The sequence below is a fragment of the Qipengyuania sp. ASV99 genome (genome assembly GCF_047872805.1).
GTDB lineage: Bacteria > Pseudomonadota > Alphaproteobacteria > Sphingomonadales > Sphingomonadaceae > Erythrobacter.
Genome location: NZ_JBLQUK010000005.1, coordinates 178556 through 197396, shown reverse-complemented (window position 1 = coordinate 197396; position 18841 = coordinate 178556). Strand labels below are relative to the sequence as shown.

Here is an 18841-nt window from a genome sequence, read left to right as displayed (position 1 = left end):
CCGCCTGCGTCGTCATCGCCGCCTGCGTCGTCATCGCCGCCCGCGTCGTCATCGCCGCCCGCGTCGTCATCGCCGCCTGCGTCGTCATCGCCGCCTGCGTCGTCATCGCCGCCTGCGTCGTCATCGCCGCCCGCGTCGTCATCGCCGCCCGCGTCGTCATCGCCGCCCGCGTCGTCGTCTCCGCCCGCGTCGTCGTCTCCGCCCGCGTCGTCATCGTCCGGGTCATCTAGGTCGCCGTCGTCATCTCCGGCATCGTCACCACCGTCATCATCATCATCATCATCGTCATCACCGCCGCCGCCAGCATCTTGAGCGGCGAGGGGAGCGTGAAGCACGTCAATTCCAGGCGTGACCAGCAATATTGCAGCGAGCAAACCGGCAATCCAGATGTTCAGACGTGACACGGCTTCCTCCAAATCTGGCTTCTGCATTTCCGCGTGACCATCATGCGCATAGCGACCCGGGCATGAAACTGCAGGTTTTTTTTACAAGCGTTTACGCTAAGGGGCGGAATATTTCCTTCAGATGAACCGTTGGCACAATGACACGTCAGATGACACCGGACGAAACAACAAGGCAGGAGCTGATCGCGCTGATCCCGCGTTTGCGGCGATTTGCCCGGGTGCTGACGGGCAATTTGGCCGACGCCGACGATGTCGTGCAGGCCAGTCTGGAGAAAGCGATGATGAATCTCGATCAATGGCAACCCGGAACCCAGCTTGACCGCTGGCTGTTTCGGATTGCCCGCAACACCTGGCTTGATGATCGCCGCCGCGCGCACAATCGGGTGGCGCATGATGATATAGGCGAGATGATCGACCATGTTGGTGAAGACGGCATTGCCGTCGCCGAGCAACAGGCGACAATGCGCATGGTGCGCGCGGCGGTCGACAGTCTGCCGCGTGAACAACGCGATGTTGTGGCTTTGGTCATGCTGGAGGAATACACTTACCGCGAGGCCGCCGATGCGCTCGATCTGCCGATTGGCACTGTGATGAGCCGATTGTCTCGGGCCAAGGCAGCGCTCGCCAAAATTGTCGCCCCGCAAGGTGAAGTGCAATGACCGGCATTTATTCTGACGCTCAACTGGCTGCGTTTCTCAATGGCACGCTTGACGATGCCGAAGCAGCACAGATCGAGCAGGCGATCAACAACGATCCTGTTCTGGCGAAACGGGCTGAGACGCTCGCATTGGCAGACGATGGGTCGGCGGACACGGCGCATCTGGTCCGCGATGCCTTCGCCCCCGTGCTGGGTGCGGATGTGCCTGACCATCTGACAGCGATTGTCGGCGGGCCGCAGAGCGCAGAAATCGTTGATTTCGCAGCCAGTCGGGCGCAGCGCCATGCGTCTTTCGCAGCCAATGACGGCGGTGCTGATTCACCGCGCGCGGCTTGGCATTGGCCGCAATTTGCCGCGATGGCTGCCTCGCTGGTGGTCGGGGTAATGATCGGCGGACCGCTGCTCACCGGCGGCGATGGCTCGGGCAGCGGTTCGGGCGATGGCGCCATGGTGCTAGCCTCCGCAGACGGGGTAAATGCGGCTCCGGCCATTGCTGCGATGCTCGACACTGCGCCCAGCGGCCAAGCGGTGGATCTGGGCGGTCTTGGTCAGGGCGAAGTGGTGCTGACATTCCGCAACCTTGATGGGCAATTGTGTCGGCAGTTCATGCTGGAAGGGGCAGGCGGGACCAATGATGCCGTGGCCTGCGCGCACAACAGCGGGGACGGATGGCAAGTGGAGGCAATGGGCCGCCGCGCCGAGCCAATCGGCGAAATGCGATTGGCGGGCGGGGACGCTGCTGTTGGAGTGGTGGCAGCGGTCGATGAAATGATCGACAGCGACCCGATCGTCGGCTCGGATGAACAGGCAGCGCTGGAACGCAGATAGATTTCCGGATCACACATAGAAAAGGAGCCGGACTGCAATGATGCAGTCCGGCTCCTTTATTGCGTTTCCGGCAGATCAGATGGTCAGCTGCACCTCCACCACACCGATCACTCCATCATTGGTGATGAGCGTGTTGAAAAATTCCTCTCGAAACTGAACCACGTCGGCGCGCAATTCAATATTTGGGGTCAAACGGTAATACCCGCCGACGCCGATCAAACGATTTTCGCGGTCGGACGCCTTAGTGAAGGCGGCGCTCCCCGCGACGCCCCACAATGTTTCGACCCAGCTGACCCCGCCATTGATCTCCCATTGGTCAAATCCAGCCGTCAGCCGATTTGAATCGCCGCGGTCAACATAGGCGCCGCCGATCCGCAAAGGGCCGCGCCGCGCCTCTGCGCCCACGCTCCAGCTTGACAGGTCGGTGCGAGTGGTAATCGGGTCAGCCTCGCCAAAGGCATAGCTGCCGCTGGCACCCAAGATCCAATCGCCCACAGGCTGCGCATATTGCAGGCCAAGCTCCACCGCATCATCCAGGATGACGCGCGAACGCGGATTGTCGGCGTCGGCATTCTGGCGCGCCCTGGGCGACCATGAAACCCCGCCGCGCAGGCCCGCAATGGGCGGCGACAGATAGATCACTTTGAAAGCATCGCGCGTGTCGAGCGGGCGGAGCAAGGCCTGTGTCCCGGCGTAGCGCGAAAATTCACCCCGCACCTGGCCGAGCGCAACCAGCGGCGCAGCAAAGGCGAGCGTGTCCGCTGGCCCATCCTGTCGGCCCACTTCCAGCCGCCCATAATCGCTTGAAACAAAACCGTAAACCTCACCCGCTTCGAGCACTTCGCTTTCGCGGCGGCGATTGTTCTGCTGAATATTCGCGCCGATGATAATGCCATCGGGCGAAGTCCACTGAATATTGAGCCGGGCGAACAGGTCAATCTGTGCGTCAGGGGATTCGGTTGGTGCTTCATCGTCTTCAAACACCGCAGCTTGCGCGGCAGCGCCGCCCGTCAAACGGATGTCGAAACCTTCGAATTGATATTCCAGGCGCGGCAATTCGGCATGCGCCGCCTGCGCACCAAGCAGCAAGGCGCATGCCCCGCTGCCGCCAAACGCGCGCATGATTGTTTTGTTCGACATAATGTTCCCCTGTCTGGTCCGGCAATGCCGAAATTTTGCAATGTCAGATAAACTAAATTTGTCCTGCAACCACTGAAAGCCTGATGTTCCTCAGGCTCTTTGTGGACCGCGGGCGCATGCGCTGAACGGATCAGGTAAGCGCTTTATTCCATAAGAATGAAAAAATATTTCTGCGCCTGACGCCGGAATAATTTCGCACGAGCTCCCGTTTGCCACTCGAACCGCCGCGCAATGGTCCGAGCAGGACGAACAGCCGGCACCGCCAGGGAGCCTTATTTGTGACTAACCACCTTTGCCAACCCGTCGCCATTGCGCTGGTGCTATCGGCATCAACATTGGGATTGGCGACGGCTGCCAATGCCGAAACCGCTAACAGCGATTCTCAGGAAAGCGAATTCGACACCGATCAGGAAGCGCCCGTGGTGCAAGATCATTCTGGCTGGCGTCTTGAACCCGGTCTGCGGGTTACCGCCCGCGCGGTTTCAACCGGATCAAGAATTCGCATCGAAGACGAATCGGTCAATGGCAATGCGCTGGTATTCGTTGCGATCCCCACGCTATCGGTGGTAAAAGACGACACCTCTGTCACCTTCAGCAACAGCGTCTCGCGCTATGAGTTTGACGAGCGGGGACGCGCTGGGAGGTGGTTGAATGCTGCGCGCCTCACGGGGCGCTATGACCTGACCGAGGATACATCGATCAGTGCATTTGGCGAACGCAGCGATAATCTGTTTCTCGCAGAGGCACCCTCGGCGGATGAATGGGAAGTCGGCGGCGAGGTCGAACATCATTTTGACGACACGAGCCGCGTTCAACTGGGCGCCAGCTGGCGCGAACGCAGTTATGATGACGTTGCAAAGTCGGACGGCAGCGGACCGCGTATCGATGGCGAATATCGCTATCGCTTTGGTGCCAACCACTATGCTTTTCTACGCGGACGTTACGAATCTATCGATTCAGACACGCCGTTCCGCGAGCTGGACCGCTGGCGGGCGGAAGCCAGCTATCAGCGCCCAATCGCGCGTGATCTAAGGCTGCGTTCGGAACTGACCTATCAACGTCTGTCCTTTCCTGGCCGCCCACTTGCGGGCGGCGGGGTGCGCGAAGACGATCTGTTCTGGCCGGAACTCACCCTGACCTACAGTCCCGGCGCGTGGCGCATTTCGACAGAGGCACGTTACGTCGTGCGCAATTCGTCCGATCCTGACTTTGACCGTTCGGGTTACCGGCTTGAGCTGGAGGTGAGCCATGCTTTCTGAACAAGAGATCGTCCTCCCCGGAGATATTGCTCTACGCCGGATGAGATGGCTGGCGGTTGCCGCGCTGGTGGCAACATTCATGGCTGTAGTCTGGGCGCTGTTTGACCATTCGAACACATTGCTGACCCGCATGGTGCATGTCGTTCTGGGCGATCCGGCAAGGCCGTGGAATCTTCCAAACCTGCATCTGCTGCTGGCGCTGCCAGTTGGAGCGGCCGTGGTTGTATTCGTGCGTTCTATCCTTGGCTGGAAGACCTTCGGTCTGTTTACTCCGATGTTGCTGGCGCTGTCTTACCTTCAGTCCGGTCCCATCGTTGGGCCAACAATTTCCACCTCAGCCATTTTGGTCGGCATGGCCTGCGCCCCGGTGCTGCGGATGTTTGCGCTTTCGAGAGTCGCCTATCTTGGCGCACTGATCGGGATCGTCGTGTCGGCGCTGGGTTTGCTGGCGATCAATCTCGACAAGATGGTGCTTATCAGCGCCTTTCCCGTGGTGGTCACGGCGCTGGTGGTCGAACGCTGGTGGAATGCCTGGGAATCAGACGGCCCCCGCAGCGCTTTCAAGATGACCGGCACGACCTTGTTCGTGGCGATGTTGATCCAGGCGCTGGTCGCTTCCCCGATCCTGATCGAGTTTGCGCTCGGCAACCCGCTGACCCTGCCGATTGCCTCTGTAATTCTGATGATCCTGATGGGTCGATACCAAGGCCTGCGTCTGTCCGAACTGACGCGGTTCCGTGCTGCAAAAGGAGACTGAAGATGACTGTGCTTGGAATGAACCGCCGTAATGCTCTGATTATGAGCCACAATTCCCGTGCAGCGATCATGGCAGTCAATCAGAAATTTCAGACCAAAAAACGGCTCGCCGCGCTCGGAGTGCCGGTCCCTGAAACATTGGCGCTGATCGAGGATGAGGTGCAATTGGCTGAGTTCGATTTTGCCACGCTGCCCGATGCCTTTGCCGTAAAGCCCAATCGTGGGCGGCGCGGCGAAGGCGTGATCCTGGTCGATGGCCGCAATGCCAAGGGCTGGCGCAAACTCAACGGCGAGACCCTGACGCCGCGAATGCTGCGCGAGCATGTCAATTGCATCATGCGGGGTGAATTGTCGCTGGAGGGTGCAAATGCCGACGCGGCTTTGTTTGAGCCATTGATCCGCACGCACCCAGATTTTGCTCGGCTTGTGCCATTTGGGCTGCCCGATCTGCGCATTATATGCCTTGGCGATGTGCCCTTGATGGCGATGACCCGTTTGCCCACCACTGAATCGCGCGGCCGCGCAAATCTGCATCAGGGTGCCGTGGGTGCAGCGATTGATTTCAGGACCGGCGCGATTTTCCGCGCGGTGCTGGGTACAGAAGAGATTGAATATCACCCTTCGACCGGAGAGTGCTTGATTGGCGAGCCGATCCCCATGTGGGACGATGCAGTGCGCGCGGCGAAGCGTTGCTCGGCGGCGCTGGACCTGGGTTATGTCGGGGTGGATATTGTGATCGACGCGGAGCGGGGTGCCCAAGTGCTTGAGTGCAACGCATTTCCCGGACTTGAAATCCAGAACGTCAATGGCGCTGGACTTGCCTGGCGGCTCGACATGGCGCAGCGCAACCTAAAACGCCGACAAACACGCTCGCAAATGCGCTCGCAAACTCGAACTACTTTTTCAGTTGACCGGATCATTCGCAGAGCAGCGACGCAAATCGTGGAATCGTGGATGCCGCCCGGTTTGGCTGCATAGGGCTGGTCTACCACGCGGCCTGCGCCGAAATCAGGCGGTGAAATCAACCGGGCAGTGACGTCAGAACGACTGGCTCACCCGCAGATTGATCCGGGGGCTTTCATCGTCGGTATCATAGCGCGGCCCGGTCAGCGGAACTGCGACTTCAACGCCGAAGTCGAGCCGGTTGGTGATGTCGGCGCGCAGTCCGCCTCCGCTTGATGCGAGCGAGCCGCCGCCGGTTCCGTCCGCGAGATTACCGACAACGCCGCCATCGGCAAATGCGTAAAGCTGCACTTGTTCGAGCGGTCCCAATGCGCCGGGCAGATCGTATCGCAGCTCGCCCACGCCCATAATACCTTTATCCCCGGTTCGAGTGCTGAAATCATAGCCGCGCAGATAGAAATTTCCGCCAAGTCCGATGTCTTCGCCAACCAGCACCGGCGTGGTGGCCAATTGCGCGGCGGCGTCCAATGAGAGGCTGATCCCGCTTCCGAGATTGCGGCTGTATCCGATCCACCAGTCAACCGTGGTAAAATCCACCGGCGCATCGAGCCGGGAGGCGAGCGCGTCGCCCAAATGGGTCGCGCCAAACAGATCGAGCCCTTGACTGATCGTAAGACGTGATCGCAGCACGCCGCCGATTCCTTTGTCGCCCATGTCAAGGAACCCATAGGCGCCGAGCCGGGCGACCGAAATCCGGTCATGGCGAGCGAGCGCGCCAAATCGGTCCTGACTTAGATCCTGAACTTCGGCGCTGCCTTCCAGCCACAGCCCGCCCGACCGCCGGCGAATTACGGGGTGCCGCACACGGACGCCGGCCCGCCACGATTCGCCGAGAATTTCGTTATCGGAAAGATAGGCTCCCGGCTCAGTCTTGGAATAGGAGCCGAAAACGGAGAGCAATGTGCCGGCGCTGCCCAGAACGACACTGTAACGAGTGCTAAAAAATATCAGTTCATCCGGTTCGAACGGGGTCACGGTAAAGCTGAAATCGACGCCATCGCTGTCGAATAACAGGCCGTTGGCATCAACATCAATGCGCGCGCGTTCCGGTCCCACGGGGCGGGTGCCATCGGTTGCGAACGAAGCCCTGCCAACCCAGTCCTGACGACTTGCCTCAACGATCAAAACCCCGCTGTCGCCTTCGCGTTCGAACCTCGTGCCGCGCAAATGGACGCCGGGTAAATCATCCGCGAGCAGGACTTGTCGTTCGAGCGCAGCAATTGAAACCGGACGACCATTGCGCAGCGGTTCAAGCATTCGCGGGATCGCTGGGTCCTGCGATCCAAGAACACGAATTTCATCGATCACGCCTTCATCGACCTGCACCCTGAGCGTCCCGGCGACCAGCGGTTGGGGCGCGATCCACGCATTGGCAAACAGATAACCGCGCGCGCGGGCGAGGCCTGCAATGCTGTCTGTCAATTGCGCCAGATCCGAACTTTCCAGCGTTCGGCCCATATAATCATTGAGCACCGGGGCAAATTCACTGCGTTCCATCGCAATCAAGCCGTCAATGACGATCGCACCCACATCAATACGTGCTTGCTCTGTCCGGATCGAAGGCGTGCTGAGCACAGGTTCGAATTCGATTCGCACCGATTGGGGGGCTGGAGCAAATTCAGTCCGCCGCTCCTCCTCCTGCGAGGGGTCGGTCTGGTCGAGCGCGTCCTGCGCGCCAGCGGCTGAACCTTGTGAAATCGCAAGACAAAGCGCCAGAAGATTAAGGCGTGATTGCAACAGACATCCCTCAAAAAACCACGCATCTATGCGGCCCGAACGGTTAAAGTTCTGTCAATTTAAGAAAAGCTTAACCCTTTCCCGAAACCACTGTTGAACATCTCCGGCTTTATTGTGCAGGCTTGGAGATTTGATATGCGACTCTCACTTGTTCATTTTGCGCCTCTTGCCTTGCTCATGAGTGGAACCAGCGCGTTTGCTCAAAGCGGACCCTGGACCATTAGCGAGGCCAGCGGATCGGTGACGATCATCGACGAAAACGGTCAGCGCGCAGCTCGCGCCGGATCGGTTCTGGATAATGGAGATCAAATTCGCACCGCTGCCCGGTCAAGCGCGGTGCTGGTGCGTGGGCGCGAATTTGTAACCGTCCGTCAAAATTCGCGGATTCGGATTCCCGCAGCCGAGCGCGACCGTTCGGTGGTGCAGATCATTCAGGATTTTGGCAGCGCGCTCTTCAACATCGGACGCCAGCCCAATCCGCATTTCGGAGTTGATACGCCCTATCTCGCCGCCGTGGTGAAAGGCACGACTTTCTCGATCACCGTCGCTGAAGAAGGGGCGACGCTGCAGGTGACCGAAGGCGCGGTGGAAACCTCGACGCTTGATGGCGGCGCGCGCGATTTGATCCTGCCAGGGTCGGTGGCGATGGTGGCGGCGGGTGATGACCGCCGCCTGATCGTCGAAGGCGATGGGCGCAAAGTGATCGATTCGCCCGCGCGCCCAGCTGACACCCCCGCTGCCAGCGCCGTGCCTGCGAGCACCTCGGCGGCGAATAATCCAGCGGCTGGCACACCAAAGGCAAATGGTCCATCGGCCAGTGATTCGGCTGGCCGCACCGCGTCAGCCGCGTCAGCAAACCCCTTCACCGCACCGGATCTGTCCAATTCTGCGCAGCGGATCAACGCCTCGATAACCAGTTCACCGGTCGATCTCGACGACGTGTCGGGCGGCTTTGTGTCTGGCCAGAGCAGGATCGTTCTGGCTGCCATAGTGGCCGATACCGCCAGCGGTCGCGGCGCCAGCGCAGATGACAGATCAGAGGGGCGCGGAGAATCGCGCGGAAATTCTGCAGGTCAGAATGGCGGCGGATCAGACGATCAAACAGGCGTCATCGCCGCACCCGACAACAGCGTGTGCTTTCAAGGCGGCTGTTCGCAAGGCGGCGGCGTTGATCGCGGTCCGGGCAATGGTAGCGGCGGCGGCAATGGACTTGGGTCGGGTGGTTTCGACAATCCGATCTCTCCGGGAGAAAACGGGTTGGGACCCATCAATTCCGGCAACGGATTGATCCTCGACGGACCGGCCAATGAAGCGTCGAATGGCAACGGCAACGGCAACGGCAACGGCAACGGCAACGGCAATGGCGGTGCTGGGGCCGGAGGGGGCGTTGATCTTGGCGGCTCTGACGATGGTGCCGATGATGCAAGCAATGGCAACGGCAACGGCAACGGCAATGGCGGCGGCAATGGCAATGGCAACGGCAATGGCGGAGTGGGCGTCGGAGTTGACCTAGGCGCTGGCGGTTCGGACGATCAAGGCGCTGATGCAAGCAACGGTAACGGCAACAGCAACGGCAACGGCAACGGCAACGGCGGTGGCGGTAATGGCGGCGGCGGAGTTGATGTTGGAGTAGAGCTAGATATTGATGGTTCGGGCGGAGTTGAAATTGGCGCCGGAGCCAATCTCGGCGGCTTTGGAAATGGCAATGATGTTGGCGATGAAAATGGTGCTGACCCTTCCGACCCTTCCGATCCTGATGATCCTTCCGACCCCGCCAATCCTGATGATCCCGATGATACCGGCAATGGAAACGGCAACGGTGGCGGTAACGGCGGTGGCGGCGGTCGTGGCCGCGGCCTGCTTGACTGACTGGTCGCTAGTTACTTATGCCGCGCCCTCGCCTTTCGCTGAGCGATAACTGGATTCGCCTGCTCATCGTGCTCGCCATCGCAGTGGCCTGCGCGGGCGGGGCCGTGACCGGCAATTTTCGCGCTGCCGAAGACATCTATCAGCAAGCCCGTTTTGCCCTGTCCGATAAACCCGCCAGCGGTCAGGTCCATGTCGTCGAGATGGATGCCGCCAGCATCGCCGCGATCAAGGAATGGCCTTGGCCGCGCGAACATTACGCCCGCTTGGTGCGTCAGCTAGATGATGCCGGGGTCCGGACGATTGCGTTCGATGTCGATTTTTCCAGCCGTTCCAACCTTGGCGGGGACGAAGAATTCGCTCGCGCTGTGGCGGCTGCCGCAGCGCCGGTTATCGTGCCCACCTTTGCCCAGTCATCAAGTTATGGGGATTCTCGCAAACTGGATGCCCTACCAGTGGAAGCGCTGCGCGATCATGTAAAGCTCGGTTCGGTATCGATTGCCCCTGACCCTGATGGATTTATCCGCCGGATGCCGATGGGCACCATCACCGATGGCTCTCCGCGTCCGTCGTTGGCGGCCTATGTGGCCGATCAATCGGGCGCAGTGGGTGAGAATTTCCCGATCAATTATGCAATCAATATCAATTCAATTCCGCGCCACAGCTTCATCGCGATTGAGCGCGGCGAGTTTGATCCCGCCGAATTGCGGGGCAAAGACGTGGTTGTTGGCGCGACCGCTATCGAAATGGGCGATCGCTATCCGGTTCCGCGCTACGGCGTCGTGCCCGGCGTGCTGGTTCAGGCGCTGGGAGCCGAAACATTGCTGGCGGGCCGGCCGTCCTATGGATCATGGCCTTTGCCGCTGACAATCGCGCTGATGATTGCTTTTGCCGTGTTACAGGCCCGAAATCGGACGGCGACGATACAGATTGCAGGGGCTGGCATGGTGACGATGGTGGTGCTGGCCCATATTGCCCAGACCACATTCGCTATCTGGTTTGAAATCGTCCCGGCAATGCTTGCGATCACAGCGGCAATGGCGGTGCGGATGATCCGGATTGCCCGTGACGATTTTGTCGCCCGGCGCAGGACTGATGCTTCCAGCGGCATGCCCAACGCGGTTGCGATGCGCGAAGACGCCGCTGTCAGTGGTCAGGTCAATATCATCGCCGGGATGATCGAAGGGTTCGACGCTTTGAAAGCGGTGATTGGCCAGGATGATTTGGGCCATATGCTTAACCGGGTTGTCGAACGGCTTGAAGTGGCGGGTTGCGGCAAACCGATTTACCGGGTGGACGACCGCGTTCTTGCCTGGTGCACATCGCTCGACATGGCGGAAATCGACCAGTCGCTGGCCGGGCTCAGAGCAATCATGCGCCATCCGGTGGAAATTGGCGGACGAAGGGTCGACGTCACACTGCATTTTGGGATTGCGCCGCTGACTGGTCCTGAAGCGATCGGGCACGCTGAACACGCCGCCAGCGCCGCACTTGGCAAAGGCAAGAACTGGTGGCTGCACGAAGCAAGCCAGAGCGAGTTGCTTGAACAGCAAGTGTCGCTGATGGGAGAGCTCGACACCGCAATTCACGAAGGCCAGATCAAGGTCTATTACCAACCGAAGCTGGACCTGAAACTGAACCAGATAACCTGTTCGGAGGCGCTCGTGCGGTGGGAACACCCGGTGCGCGGCATGTTGCCACCGGACAGCTTCATCCCGCTTGCTGAGGAAAGCGGGCGGATCGAAGATTTGACCTTGCATGTCATCTGTCAGGCAATCCGGGACATGAGCTCGTGGTGTGAACGCGGAATAACTTTAGGTGCGGCAGTGAACATTTCGGCAAAGCTCCTGTCGGCTGAAAGTTTTGTCAGCCGCGCCGAAGCGCTGATCGTAAAAATGGGTGTGCCCGCTGGCAGGCTGTCATTTGAAGTAACCGAATCTGCTGAGCTAGACGATCCAGACGCAGCGATTGCCGCGCTCAATGGTTTCCGTGCCCGCGGCATCGCCATTTCTATGGACGATTACGGCACCGGACAATCGGCACTCAGCTATCTCAAGCAATTGCCCATTTCCGAACTCAAGATTGACCGCGCCTTTGTCCAACACGCGCATGTCGACCACGGCGATGCGATGCTTGTCAGGTCAACGGTGCAACTGGCGCATGAATTGGGTCTCAAGGTCGTGGCCGAAGGGATCGAAGACGCCGAATGCCTTGAATTCCTGAGGACTTTGGACTGTGACTATGCGCAAGGCTATTTTATCGGACGGCCCATGCCCGCCGACAGCCTGCTGGAACTTGTCACTAAGCAGGCGCAACTGGCGGCCTAGACGCTTTAACAGTGATTGTCATCTGACTGACAGCGCTTGTCAGCGGACTTGAGCGCTCACCTGCTCCAATTGCTTTGCCTAACATCTGGCAAAGCCCGGGGGCAGGCACATCATGACATGCACATTCGCTAGCGTATCCAAATCGGTCACTTATCGCGCAGCATCTGCAATCGCATTGTATGCATTACTGCCCGGGACCGTCGCCCTGGCACAAACGGCGCAGTTGTCTCCCGAACAGGCTGAGGCCGCCTATAGCGCGCTGGCTCAGCAAACCGCTGAGCGGGCTGGCGATCCCCGTTTCGATTATCAGCTTGGTATCGCAGCCATCGACGCAGGCCGATACGGCGAAGCGATTATCGCAATGCAGCGCGTACTCGCGGTGCAGCCGGATAATGCAGCGGCTCGCGCTGAACTGGCGCGTGCCTTTGCCTTGGCGGGCGATATCGACACCGCGCGCGATCAATTTGCCAGCGTGGTCGACGATCCGACCCTGCCCGATCCGGTGCGCCAGCGCTTTACCGGATTTGTCCGTCAGTTTGATCGCCAGATTGCAGGCGGCGGGTCCGATGTCAGCGGCTTTGTCGATGCGCGGGTCGGCTTTGACGACAACATCAACACCGCGACCGAACTCGACACTATCGTCATTCCGCTGTTCAGCTTCCTTGGCGCGGGTCAACTGGGCGCGGGCGCCGTGGCGCAAGAGGACGAGTTTTACGAAGTCACCGCCGGGGTTTCAGGCGTCACCGCCATCGGGCGACAAGATCGGCTGTTTGCTTCGGCGCTGGGCAGTTGGCGCGACAATTTCGACAATGACACTTTCGATCAGGCCGCGCTGACGGGCACGGCAGGCTATGCGCATACCTTTGCCAATAGCGACGTCGTTTCCTTGTCCGGTCAGGTGCAGCATTTCTGGTTGGATGACGATGGCTTTCGCACATCGTTCGGTGCCATCGCGCAATACACCAAGCCACTTTCGCAGGGCCGCGCTCTCAGCCTGTCGGCGCAGTGGAACCGGCTCAATTTCGACAATGACCCGCTGCGCGATGCGGACCGGTTCGCAGCCGGTGTCGGTTTTGTCGGGCGCATCTTTGCTGCCAATCTCAGCGGCGGCAAGGAAGAGACGCGGCGGCAGGCGGGCGATGCGCAATCCTTTGGCTTTGTCACGGCCAATATCGGCGGCGAAGTCCCCGTCGCACCGCGCGTCGCGGTGGTCGGCGGCGTCGCATTTGATCTGCGCCGCCACGATGCTGCCGACCCGCTGTTTCTGACCAAGCGCGAAGATGAACGGCTGGACCTGCGTGCCGGGTTCAAAGTCGCCGTGCTCGACCGGCTCTTTGTCCAGCCCTCGGCCAGTTACACGCGCAACTGGAGCAACATTGCGCTGTTTGATTACGACCGCTGGACCGTTTCGGTCGGTGCGCGCTTTGAGTTTTGATCGGTTTCAGGAGGCCAGAACATGACGGTAATTGCACAATCTTCGCCGCGCGCACATTCCTCGCAAGCTTGGCGCATGCTCCTGATCGGCTGTTCGGGCATCGCGCTTTGCGCGCCCGCCAGCGCCAATGATGTGATCTTCAGCAACGCGGCAAGCCAGCCGGAAACCGGTCAACGCACCAGCCAGACCAGCGGCGTCACGCAGGTCGCCTTGACCGGCGGCGGCACAGCATCCTTTGTCGATGCGGCGGATTATACGCTTAACGCTGATGGCTCGATTGACCTGCACAAGGGCACCGTCACCGTGGCCGCAGGTGCAACGCGCGACACTGTGGTGCGCATGCCAGAGGGGCTGGAAGGGCGCGTCATCGGCGGCGTTCGGCGCGGCGGCGCGGCAAATGTCGAAGGCGGGGGTTCTTCTGCGCGTTTCACGGTCGGCGATGATCGCAGCGCCAGCGGACATGCTTTGACCGGATCGGTCCGCGTCGGCCGCGCGGGTGGCCGCATTCGGGATTTTCGTGACGGTGCGCAGTGGCGTGCCAGCACCGGAGGCGGACCCCGGCGCACCGTCGCCAATGATCCGGTGTCGCAACCGGACCGCGACACTGCTGCCGTGTCGGAGCCAGTTGTCGCAGCGATCGGCGGCGATGCTGGGCCTGTGGGGGCTGCGCTGAACGGAATTCCCGTGACGCTGGGCGACGGACTGGCAGCAGCAGGCGCGTCGAGCGATATTATCGCCGCAGGTCGCCGGGTGGAACTGGCCGCCGCCAATCCCGCGCTCGATACCTTTCCCAGCGGCGATCTGGCGCTGTTGGTTGCCGCCGCTGCGCAGCTTGAAACAAGTTACGGCGGCAGACCGTTCAACGCCGCGCAAGCGGATGTCATCCGCGCCTATCTGCGGTTTCTGGCAAATGGCGGTTCGGGCGCACAATTCCTGACCGCCTACAGCGGGTTCGTGCTCGATTATCTCGACCTGATCCGCGCAGGCGGCGTGCCCAGCGGGTTTGCCAGCGGCGCGGCGAATGCGGCGGATATTGACGCCTATCTTTCCTTTATCGCTCGCACCGGTGCGATCACCGATCTGGCCGCGCGCGACCGGGCGCTGGCCGATGCCTATCTCGCTTTTCTGGCGAGCGGCGGCAACCGCGATCTGTTCGCAGCATCGTTCACCGAACTGACGTCGGCCTATTTCGCGTTTGTGCGTGCACGCGGAGTGCCAAGCCAATTTACCGGCGCAAGCCAAGACGCGCTGGCGCAGTCCATCGCTTTCCTTTCGCAAAGCGGGCTGGCTGTGCAACTGAGCGCTGCGGACCAAGCCTTGATTGCAGCCTTTCTGGAAAATGGCGGGATTGCGTTCGCATCCCAGTATCGCAGCGCGCTGGGTGATTATTTCGCGTTTCTGGCCAGCGGTCGCCGCCCGAGCGAGTATCAGACACTCGATCAGGCGACCCTGCGCGCCTATCTCGAAACGCTTTCCGATACCGGATTGTTTGAAACGGTTCTGGCGGATCAGGCGGAGTTTTACCGCGATTACCTGACGTTCCTGCGTGCGGGCGGAAATGTCGACGGCTTTGCCGGGCTGCCTGCCAATATTTTTGCTGGTTATGCGGTGCAGCTTGATGCCTATTTCGCCTTTCTCGCGGCGGGCAATCTGCCATCGCAATTTGACGCTGCCGACATTGCCCAGCTTCAGGCGTTCATTGTCGAGCTTCAGGCAGCAGGCGCGCTCGACAGTTTTCTGGCGGGTAACCGCGCGAGCTTCTTTGCAGATTTCAGTCAGTTTGTGGCGGCAGGCGGGGATTTTGATGCCTTTGCAGGGCTGAACGCCAATATTTTTGCGGGCTATGCTTTGGATTTGCGGGCCTATTTCGATTTTCTGCTGGCAGGCGGGGTGCCCTCATCTTACGCGGTGCTCGATCAGGCCACGATCCAGCAATATCTCGCCGCGCTCGAAGCGGCGGGCGCAACCGGTGCGTTTCTGGATGACCTCGCGGCATTCTACCAAGCCTATTTCACCTTCGTGGTGGGTGGCGGCAACCCCGACAATTTTGCACAGCTGCCGGTGCCCCCAGATTTCCCGGCCTTTGCCGCGGCGCTCAATGCCTATGCCGCATTCCTGAGCGCGAATGGCCTGCCGTCAGACTACACCGAAGCCGACATTGCTCAGCTGCAGGCGTTCTTCAATTCGGTGCTGCAGTCGGGTCAGCTCAACACTTTGCTGGGCGACAACGCGGCGCTGCTGAATGCCTATTTCGTGTTTGTGGGCAATGGCGGCGCGATTGACGGATTTGCGGGACTGCCCGTGTTCGCCGACTATGTTGTGCAGTTGAACGCCTATTTCGCGTTCCTCGATGCTGGCGGCTTCCCGGCGGATTACGCCTTGCTCGATCAGGCGACGCTCAACGCCTATCTGGCTGCACTTGCCAATGCACAGGGTGGATTGGCCGGGTTCGGCAATCTCAACGATTTCTTCGCTGATTATGCTGCGTTTGTGCTGAGCGGCGGTAACCCGGTCAATTTCGCTGGGCTGCCAGTCTATGCCGATTTCGTCGCCGCGCTGAACGCCTATTTCGATTTCCTCGCGGCGGGCAATCTGCCGAGCGATTACACGGTGCTGGATGCCGCCACGCTAGAGGCGTATCTGGCCGCGCTCGCCGCGCTGCAAGGCGGATTGGCTGGGTTTGCCGAACTCAACGCTTTCTTCATCGACTATTTTGCGTTTCTGCAAGGCGGCGGCAATCCCGATATGTTTGCCGGTCTGCCGGGAAACAACGGCGGCGGCACTGGCGGCAATCCCGATATTCCCGCCATGCTCACGGGATACGCCGGCGGTTTTGACGCGGTTGAACCGCTGATCGGCTTTGTGCTTGGCGGCGGATTGAATGCCGGGTTGTTGAGCGGCGGCGAGGGGCTGGGATTCAAGGCGGGGGATCTCGTACTGGACGAGGATGGCGGACTGCAATCCTATGTTCGCCTGCCTTCGACCGGACAGACCCGGACCAAGGGCAGCACCGAGGTGGTCGATATCTTTGGCAATTCGGATGCCTTGATCGGGCGCTGGACGAACGGGACGATTTCGATCCCCAACACCTTCACCTTTAACCAGAATCAGGGCCTGCATTATCTCCTTACCCGTCCGGTGGCGCCCGATTTCGCTCTGCCAGCATCTGGGCGGCTCGACTATTATCAGACCGCCGCGACCCGCCCGACGATTACGGACGGTTCGGTTGCGCCGGGCACATTTGATGCAAGCTTGGCAATTCTGCTTGGTGCCGAGATCAAGCTTGGGCTCGAAGGCAGCATAACCATGCCGACCGGAGCCAACCCTTATGTCTTCAGCTTTTCGACCACGGGCGGCATCGAAGACCCATCACAATCCACCACCATCATTGGCCTGTCTACCCTTGGCACCTTCAGCGCCTTTGTCGCGGCGAGCGATAATGGCGGCACCTGCAACAGCATCGACACCTGCGGGCTCAGCCTGACCGCTGGATTTGCTGGCGACATGAACACCATCGGTCTTACCTATCGTGCGGTGCGCGAAGGCATTGGCCAGAACCTGGCTGGAGCCGCGATTTTTCAGTCCGGGCCAGAGCGCACTTCTGGCGGCGTCGGAACCGGAGGACCAGTGGTCGGCACAGTGGCTAATTTCGGCACCAGCGGATTGGTGATTGCGGCGCTATCGTACGGCGAGGCAGGCTTTACCCGCACCAGCCGGACCAATGGCACCGATGTCAGCCCACAAGGGGTGCTCAATTCGATCGGTCCGTTCTCACGCGGGACGGCGGTTGGCGATCAGATCATCGGCGACGAATACGGAATTATCGGGCGCTGGGTCGATGGTACTGCTAATCTAGTGAACGGCACTTATGCCGCGACCGCCAATGATGCCGTGCATTGGGCGATAGCCAATCCCACCTCGAGCGATTTCAATCTGCGCGGGACGATCACCTATGATCTCTTGGGAGCAACAACGCCAACCTATTCGGATGGCCGCACCGCGCCGGGCACGTTTGACGGATCGCTGGTTATCAACTGGCAGTCTCAGACGCTGCTCGCCATGCAGTTTGATGCGACGGTCACGATGCCGGACATCACTTACAACTGGAACTTCCAAAGCCCCAACTTCCTTCCCCGCAGGCAGGGCGTGTTCGAATCCTTTGCGACAGCAAGCGATACGAGATGCAACGGCAATGCCTGTCAGGCGGCGGTTTCATACAACGTCGGCGGGGCGCAACTGGGAGAACGCTGGGCGATCAATTACAATATTTCGGTGGGCGCGGATCAACTTGATATTGGCGGGTCGGCCTTGTTCGGGGCACCCGGCACCTATGATCCGTCGGCTTTTGGTCAAACACCGACGACTGGCACCGCTGGGAATGCGGTTGAAAACCAGTTAATCGCCTATGCCGGGGCGGATGTTGGCATCGACATGCGCGAAAAAGCCGAAGTGACCTACAACTCAGCCGGCGCGCCTGTCGGCTATGTGTCGAGGATCAACGATTTCACCGCCGAAAATGAGCGTCCTAACATCGGCACGGCGACCGCAATGGAAGCAGGCTCGCGCGGCGACGGACTGATTGGCTGGACCCGCTGGGCCGACGGGCAGGGCGGAGGTCGCTATTTTGCGGACACCGATGGCTTTACACTTCCTGCCAATGGCGGTTTCCATATCGTCGCTGTTGATCCGGCAACCGAGCATCCGACCTCAGGGGAGATCACATACGAATTCGCCGGAGCAACCAATCCCACCGTAAAAGATGCCAGCCTTACGCCGGGCACTTTCAACGGGACAATGGCGATTGCCTTTGGCGCGGCCCCAACTGCAGATTTCAACTTTACGGTCGGCATTGGCGGGTCGAGTTACAATTTTGGCGCAAGTGACCGTCCGATCGAAACGAGCGGCAACTTTGCCAACCAGTTCGGCGCCAATAGCATGGCTGTCAGCGGAACAGGATCTGTTTGCCCGACCGGGGCATGTCAGGCGAACATGCGCGGTGCACTCGGCGGGGTCGGTGCGACGGCTGTGGGCGTTTCGTACAATTTTGCCGAAGCTGCGAATGAAAACCTGCGCACCTATGGCGCGGCCGCTTTTGTCGCTCCTGGTGTTGGTGCCAGCGGCACCAGCGGCGCTGATACCACTGCCGCAATTGCCCCCGGTATCGCCCCTATCTCCGGCTTCGATTGGAGCCGCTGGTCCGGCGGGGGGCAAGCGGGCGGGCAGAGTGCCGCGTTTGCAACGCCGCTCGCTCTCGGTCAACTTCCAGCGGGACTGGCTGGCGCAGAGGGGCGCGAGCCGGGCTTCCAGCTGGCTCAGCGCGAAGCGGCCATGCGCGATGCTGAACGGCTGATGGGCGGCATGATCAGCTTTGGCAGTGACGCCGTAGCACCGAGGTAGCCGGTTCCTAACAGAAACTGTCACATCTCTGACAGCGAGTGTGTGTGGCGGGCTGGTCAGCGGTCCGCCAC

Annotated in this window: 12 protein-coding genes; 9 read left to right on the top strand and 3 right to left on the bottom strand. The window is 60.3% G+C overall.

Annotation, left to right across the window (positions count from 1 at the left end; translation table 11 throughout):
• Positions 1-431: hypothetical protein (locus tag ACM64M_RS08415; RefSeq protein WP_416228232.1), on the bottom strand; the 431-nt coding region annotated here is incomplete at its 3' end.
• Between the two features lie 110 nt (positions 432-541).
• On the opposite strand from ACM64M_RS08415, the gene ACM64M_RS08410 reads away from it, so the two are divergent.
• Together ACM64M_RS08410 and ACM64M_RS08405 are read left to right on the top strand one after the other, a co-directional pair.
• Entirely contained in the window at positions 542-1063 is a 522-nt protein-coding gene (locus ACM64M_RS08410; protein WP_416228231.1) for an RNA polymerase sigma factor, read from the top strand.
• The gene (locus ACM64M_RS08405) at positions 1060-1890 is read left to right on the top strand and encodes a hypothetical protein (RefSeq protein WP_416228230.1); all 831 of its coding nucleotides are present in this window, start codon (positions 1060-1062) and stop codon (positions 1888-1890) included. The genes ACM64M_RS08410 and ACM64M_RS08405 overlap by 4 nt, the downstream gene beginning before the upstream one ends.
• Before the next feature lie 75 nt (positions 1891-1965).
• On the opposite strand, the gene ACM64M_RS08400 is transcribed toward ACM64M_RS08405, so the two are convergent.
• The gene (locus ACM64M_RS08400) at positions 1966-3030 is read right to left on the bottom strand and encodes a porin (protein WP_416228229.1); all 1065 of its coding nucleotides are present in this window, start codon (positions 3028-3030) and stop codon (positions 1966-1968) included.
• A gap of 278 nt (positions 3031-3308) precedes the next feature.
• Between ACM64M_RS08400 and ACM64M_RS08395 the strand changes: the two genes are divergently transcribed.
• The 3 genes from ACM64M_RS08395 to ACM64M_RS08385 are packed head-to-tail and all read left to right on the top strand — an operon-like array spanning position 3309 to position 6023.
• Positions 3309-4289: a hypothetical protein gene (locus tag ACM64M_RS08395; protein ID WP_416228228.1), complete on the top strand. Its 981-nt coding sequence runs from the start codon at positions 3309-3311 to the stop codon at positions 4287-4289.
• A complete protein-coding gene (locus ACM64M_RS08390; protein ID WP_416228227.1) occupies positions 4279-5046 on the top strand; it encodes a 7TM domain-containing protein in 768 nt (255 codons plus the stop codon). Before ACM64M_RS08395 ends, ACM64M_RS08390 begins: the two co-directional genes overlap by 11 nt.
• 2 nt (positions 5047-5048) lie before the next feature.
• Positions 5049-6023 carry a sugar-transfer associated ATP-grasp domain-containing protein gene (locus ACM64M_RS08385; RefSeq protein ID WP_416228226.1) on the top strand — a complete coding sequence of 325 codons (975 nt, stop codon included), beginning with the start codon at positions 5049-5051 and terminating at the stop codon, positions 6021-6023.
• Positions 6024-6083: 60 nt separating this feature from the next.
• Here the strand turns inward: ACM64M_RS08385 and ACM64M_RS08380 are convergent, their stop codons facing one another.
• Positions 6084-7745 carry a ShlB/FhaC/HecB family hemolysin secretion/activation protein gene (locus tag ACM64M_RS08380; RefSeq protein ID WP_416228225.1) on the bottom strand — a complete coding sequence of 554 codons (1662 nt, stop codon included), beginning with the start codon at positions 7743-7745 and terminating at the stop codon, positions 6084-6086.
• Positions 7746-7922: 177 nt separating this feature from the next.
• Between ACM64M_RS08380 and ACM64M_RS08375 the strand changes: the two genes are divergently transcribed.
• The 4 genes from ACM64M_RS08375 (at position 7923) to ACM64M_RS08360 (ending at position 18770) form a co-directional block, all read left to right on the top strand.
• Entirely contained in the window at positions 7923-9614 is a 1692-nt protein-coding gene (locus tag ACM64M_RS08375) for a FecR domain-containing protein (RefSeq protein ID WP_416228224.1), read from the top strand.
• A 17-nt stretch (positions 9615-9631) separates the two neighbouring features.
• Positions 9632-11938 (top strand): EAL domain-containing protein, encoded by a 2307-nt coding sequence (locus ACM64M_RS08370; RefSeq protein ID WP_416228223.1) that lies wholly within the window; start codon positions 9632-9634, stop codon positions 11936-11938.
• Positions 11939-12050: 112 nt separating this feature from the next.
• On the top strand, positions 12051-13373 hold the full coding sequence (locus ACM64M_RS08365; RefSeq protein ID WP_416228222.1) for a tetratricopeptide repeat protein: 1323 nt from the start codon (positions 12051-12053) through the stop codon (positions 13371-13373).
• Positions 13374-13394: 21 nt separating this feature from the next.
• On the top strand, positions 13395-18770 hold the full coding sequence (locus ACM64M_RS08360) for a hypothetical protein (RefSeq protein ID WP_416228221.1): 5376 nt from the start codon (positions 13395-13397) through the stop codon (positions 18768-18770).
• Positions 18771-18841: the final 71 nt, after the last annotated feature.

Coding starts and splice junctions, on each gene's coding strand:
- ACM64M_RS08410 (WP_416228231.1), top strand. CDS start 542: ATGACACGTCAGATGACACCGGACGAAACAACAAGGCAGGAGCTGATC.
- ACM64M_RS08405 (WP_416228230.1), top strand. CDS start 1,060: ATGACCGGCATTTATTCTGACGCTCAACTGGCTGCGTTTCTCAATGGC.
- ACM64M_RS08400 (WP_416228229.1), bottom strand. CDS start 3,030: ATGTCGAACAAAACAATCATGCGCGCGTTTGGCGGCAGCGGGGCATGC.
- ACM64M_RS08390 (WP_416228227.1), top strand. CDS start 4,279: ATGCTTTCTGAACAAGAGATCGTCCTCCCCGGAGATATTGCTCTACGC.
- ACM64M_RS08385 (WP_416228226.1), top strand. CDS start 5,049: ATGACTGTGCTTGGAATGAACCGCCGTAATGCTCTGATTATGAGCCAC.
- ACM64M_RS08375 (WP_416228224.1), top strand. CDS start 7,923: ATGAGTGGAACCAGCGCGTTTGCTCAAAGCGGACCCTGGACCATTAGC.
- ACM64M_RS08370 (WP_416228223.1), top strand. CDS start 9,632: ATGCCGCGCCCTCGCCTTTCGCTGAGCGATAACTGGATTCGCCTGCTC.
- ACM64M_RS08365 (WP_416228222.1), top strand. CDS start 12,051: ATGACATGCACATTCGCTAGCGTATCCAAATCGGTCACTTATCGCGCA.
- ACM64M_RS08360 (WP_416228221.1), top strand. CDS start 13,395: ATGACGGTAATTGCACAATCTTCGCCGCGCGCACATTCCTCGCAAGCT.